Annotated in this window: 3 protein-coding genes; all 3 read right to left on the bottom strand. The window is 70.5% G+C overall.

The genetic code is table 11. The features are described 5' to 3' along the window. Positions 1–238: 238 nt before the first annotated feature. Genes U9977_RS25835 through U9977_RS25825 form a run of 3 tightly spaced genes read right to left on the bottom strand, consistent with a single transcriptional unit; the run spans position 239 to position 4,514 of the window. Complete coding sequence (locus tag U9977_RS25835) at positions 239–1,441, bottom strand: lanthionine synthetase C family protein (protein WP_322751888.1); 1,203 nt, start codon at positions 1,439–1,441, stop codon at positions 239–241. Continuing rightward, entirely contained in the window at positions 1,438–4,329 is a 2,892-nt protein-coding gene (locus U9977_RS25830) for a lantibiotic dehydratase (RefSeq protein WP_322751887.1), read from the bottom strand. The genes U9977_RS25835 and U9977_RS25830 overlap by 4 nt, the downstream gene beginning before the upstream one ends. Before the next feature lie 32 nt (positions 4,330–4,361). Beyond that, a complete protein-coding gene (locus tag U9977_RS25825) occupies positions 4,362–4,514 on the bottom strand; it encodes a hypothetical protein (RefSeq protein ID WP_322751886.1) in 153 nt (50 codons plus the stop codon). Between the last annotated feature and the right edge of the window lie 131 nt (positions 4,515–4,645).

The following is a 4,645-nucleotide window of genomic DNA, read 5'->3' as shown; positions in this document are numbered from 1 at the left end:
AGCCAGCCGCGTGATCGCGGCAGCTGTCAGCTTGTCCTGCTCGTCCCGGTTCACGGCGGCGGCAGTTCAGGGCGATCCTCCAACGCACAAGCTTCCGTGAACACTGTTGCCACTGTTCACAAAAGCCATCCTATAGTTGCTTAGACAACGGTTCTGCGCCGTCAGGCGGGATCCCGCGGGTGGGGCCACAGCGATGTCCGGCCCCGACCGCTGCCAGCACCACTGTGTCCAGCCGCTGTCAGGAGAGCAGGAGAATGCTGTCCCAGCGTGCAGCGGTCGTAGTGGGGATCTGGTCATGGTCGGCGAGGGCGAGGGCCGTGCCGGCAGCGCCGGTGAGAAGGCCGGGTTGGTCGGTGAATCCGAAGGGCCGGTCCTTGTCGAAGGTGGTGGCGATGCAGTCGGCAGCTGACTTCGTGGTCGCCGGGCTGGTAGTGAAGGCGCTCTGGAGTACCCCGGAGGTGCCGTGGCACAGAGCGAGGCCTTCGGTGTCCCATTGGCAGGGCGGGCGGTCGGTGAGGGAGCAGGTGGCGGCGATGCCGGTCGCAGTGATCGCTGGGTCGGTGAGGGCGTGTCCGGCGAGGGTGAGGGCTCTGCCGATGCCAGGCGTGCCGTAGCACCAGGCGTCGGTTCTGCCTGGGGTGAGAGGGGTGGTTCGTCCGTCGAGTTGGTCGCCGGTGATGGTGGGGGGCCAGCGGTGGCTTCCGGGGATGCGCCAGGTGATCAGCCATTCGGCTGCGTACCTGATCGCGGTGGTCTGGCCGGGGACGGTGTGGCCGGTGGCGTGGGCCACGGCCAGGAACGCCAAGGGGCCGGCGACTCCGTGTGCCATTCCGGTGGTCGCTGCTCCGGATGGGTGGATTGCCGCTGTTGGTGGGTGTCGGTCGGCTGGGATCCACCAGCGTGGCCGGGTACCCGGTCCGGGCGTGAGCAGGTGAGTCAGTGCGTGCAGCGCGGCGAGGAGCCCGGGTTCGCCGACGGTCTGTCCGCTCGTGTGGGCTGTGAGCAGGACTCGGCCGATACCGGCCAGCCCGTTGATGACGTCATAGAACGCCCAGGTTGACGTGCCCTTGGCCTGGGCGAGTTCGAGGGCACCGCCCGACAGCCACTGGGTGGCGCGTGCTGCGGCGGGCAGGTGCCGGCTGGGGTCGGGCAGCAGCGTGGACCCGATGATCAGAGACGCGGCGAGGCCACCTCGGTCACCGAAGACGCCCGGCCCGGTCGACCTGGCCCCTTTGAGCAGGTCGGCGGCCGTGGCCCAATGCTCGGCGGCGTACGCCGTGAACACCGGCTCCGCGACTGACAGGCGGGCGTGCAGGAGGGCTGTTCCGGCCAGGCCGTGAGCAAGGGATGCCTGGGACCGCAACGGGACGGCCGAGGTGACGCTCGCGGCCGGCTGGAGCCGATGCCCGACCATGAGCGCCATCTCGCTCGCGCTGATCATGTGGGAAGCCGGAGCAGATCGGTGGCCAAGACGCGGACCTGGGGTTCGTCGCGGGTGCCGCCGAGGAGTCGGTTGGCGTGCAGGTGGATCAGCACGGAGGCGCAACCGGGTCGTCGCTCTGGTGTGAGGAGGTCCCGGTAGGCCAGTAGCGCAGTCTGCCAGGCATTCCAGGCCGGATGGGCCCGAAGGGCGTGTGCAGGGTCGCGGTAGGCGGCTCGGACCTGTGGCCTCAGAGCTGCCAGATGCCGCCGGGAGTCCCGGTCGAGGCGGCTTCTGCCCAGCGCGGCCGAGTCGCGGTCTGCAACCGTGTCGGCGATGGCGGCGGCGCACAGCGCCGCGATGAGGCGCCTGTGATCACCGTCGCGGGTGGCGGCAAGGGCGTTGATGACCAGGTGGCTGTCGGCGGCAAAGGCGCGTTCGGCGGCGCCGATCGCCCCGGGCCCGCCATACCGTTCGGTTTCCTGTTCATAGGGTTCGACGGTGAATCCTCCCGACAGCCGCCGCGTGATCGTCGTCGCCGACCAGGCAGACAAGGCGGGCAACAGGTTAGCCGTGAGCAGATCTGGGCGGCCGTGGAAGCGGGCTCGAAGGTGCGGGCCGTGGCTTGAGGTGGTGTAGCGCAGCCAGAACCAGCGGTCGACGTCGTGGGCGTGCTGCTCGGTGAGGGCGGCGAGTTCAGCGAGGAGTTCGTCCTGGCAGCGGACCGGACTGCGGATCGCCAGCGACAGCCAGGAGGTGCCGGGCAGGTACAGGCCCTGCCCGGTCCGCCGAGCCGGGCTCGGTGCGTGTACCAGCGAGAAGGAGGAGGGAGCTGTTTCGCGGCGGGCGAGGGGGATGGTGAGTTCCAGGATGTGGTTCCCGTCGGGGCTGGGAACCACATCCTGGATGGCGTCGTGGCCTCCGGGTGGTTCGGTGACCGCATGGAGTCCTTGCCGGACGTGACGGCCCAGAAGCGCTCGGTCGTCGGACCGGCGCAGGTCGAGGGGAATGCGTCGGTCCGCGTCATCGGTGACCACCACGGCGGGCGGGCGCGGCCTGGCAGCGACCGCCCACGCCTGGACGGCTTCGTCCCAGGTCGGGGAGTGGGCGGCCGCGCAGAGATTCGGGGGGAGCACCCAGCGGGCGGGGGCCAGGACGACGCCGCGGTGGATGACTCGCGGCTGGAAGGGAGCGTCGTCCAGCAGCCCCCACGACCAGGCGCGCCACGGCCGGGTGCCCGCGCGTCCGGCGAGCTGGAGGAAACGTGCCAGCGGAGGTAGAAGCCCGGGTGCCACGCGGGAGTACAGGATGGGAACCACCCGCCGGTCATGGCGGGCAGACCACACCGTCAGGTGCCGTCCGTTGGAGGCAAGCATCAGGTCGTCGAGCGGCAGGCTCCCTTCACCGGCGGGGATGCCGACGGGGATGTTCGCGTCCGCCAGGCCGGTCGGGATCGCCAGGGAAGCGGCGGTGGCGCTTCGGGGTGCGATGAGGAGTTCGGCGACCAGGGCGTGCGGGTCGTGATCGGTGCCGGCCTTCAGGTCAGGGAGCAGACCGGTGAACCGGCCCGCGGTGGATCCGGCGTCCTGGGAGCCGCTGCGCGGGCAGACCGCGAGTGTGAACCGGCCCACCTGCCGGTCGGTCTCACTGTCCGCCACGACCCGCACGTAGATCTCCGCGGTCCGTGGCGGCAGCTCCCCACCGGGAACCCTCAGCGCCTTGATGTCGCCGTCATTGAGCACCACCTCGTCGCCGCCAGCGGTGAGCGCCTGGTGGTAGAGCCGGGACAGGGCCGCTGCGCGGTCCGCCGGGGACTCGTCTTCGTGGCCGGGTCCACGGTCGAGGTCGAGGCCGAGGCCGACGGCGGGGTCGACGGCATCCAGGAGCGGCACCCGCCGGTGGACGCCGTACCTGTCCAGGAACCGATCGTGGAAGCCGGTCAGCGGGTCCCGGCTGCCGCCGACCAGCCACAGCACCCCGGCGGCCTCGCAGGCGTCCTGCGCCAGCGACAGCGGGAGAGCGATCGTGGCGTCGGCGGCGACATCGACGGTCAGGGGACGTTCCTGGAAGCAGATCGCATCCGCGACGTCCCTGGCCGCATGAAGCGCCTCCAGCCGAGCCGGGGCTCCAGGCTCCAGGTAGTCGGCGGCGGCCAACGCCTCCTGAAGGCGCCGCAACTGCCGGTGCAGATGGTGGTCGTCAGGGAGGCGGGCGGACAGATGCGTGAGGGGATCGTCGGATAGGTTCGCCGGGAGCAGGTCGGTCAGGAGGAACCCCGTGCGGACCATCCCGAGCACGGCGGCCTCGACGGTACTCGCTGGCGTCCCGGGCCACCGGCCAGCCAGTTCGGTTAGCAGCTCCGCGCCGTTGATTCCTGTCACGCAGAGCCGCATGATCGTCGTGGTGGCGTCGGTCGCCCTGATGGTGATCCTTGACGGTCCCGTCCCGCCGCCGAATCCTGGTAGTTCACCTTCGAGCAGGCGGCCGCGGTGTATGGCCAGGTTGTTGGCGTGCAGGGTGAGCCTGGGCAGGACGGCGGGGTCGCCGACGACCATCGCAGCGACACCAGTCAGCCATGTTGCACTCGGACGGCTACGGGCCCGGTGCCGAACGCCCGCGCTCAACTCCACTGCTGGGCTCGGAAGGAAGGACGCCGTAGCGACCCCGGCGAAGACCCCCATGGGCGTAGGCCGCCAGCGGGCACGCAGGTCATAGCCGCGCAGGGTCACCGCACGCCGGGCCGTGTCAGCGGCGGCGCTGGCCTGGCGTGACGCCAGGAACACCCCCTCGGCCAGCAGCGCCTCGCCCCGATCGCTCGTGGCCGAAAGAAGGTGTGCGGGTAGAAGGGGGATGCGAGCGAGCCCCGCCACCACAGTTGACACGGTGAAGGGCCCACGTGGCACAGCCACGTCCCGTCCGCTCGCCCAGGTCGTGGGTGCGATCAGGAGCAGCCGACGCAGCTGCCGGTGCAGCCGTCGTTGGTACAGTCGCCGGAATCCCCGAACCCGGCTAGCTCGCCAAGCGGGCTCACCTGGGGGTCGAGGCTGAACAGCTCGTCGAGAACGTCCGTGGGGAGAACGCTGCGGTCATCCATACCCTGACGTTACGCCACCATGACGCTACGCCGAAAGGGGTACCGAACGTCCGCAGAATCCGAGGAAACCGGCGAGCAGCCCGCAGCCTTCGTTGTCAGCGGGCCCGCACCAGCACCCGGGCGGTGCGCTT

This window comes from Protofrankia sp. Cas8, from assembly GCF_963555845.1.
Classification (GTDB): Bacteria; Actinomycetota; Actinomycetes; order Frankiales; family Frankiaceae; genus Protofrankia.
Note: the sequence above shows the minus strand (reverse complement) of the source record. Positions and strands in the feature narration are given on the sequence as shown.

Bases quoted from the DNA above. Each gene is read 5' to 3' on its own strand.
- U9977_RS25835 (WP_322751888.1), bottom strand. From the start codon at position 1,441: ATGATCAGCGCGAGCGAGATGGCGCTCATGGTCGGGCATCGGCTCCAG.
- U9977_RS25825 (WP_322751886.1), bottom strand. From the start codon at position 4,514: ATGGATGACCGCAGCGTTCTCCCCACGGACGTTCTCGACGAGCTGTTC.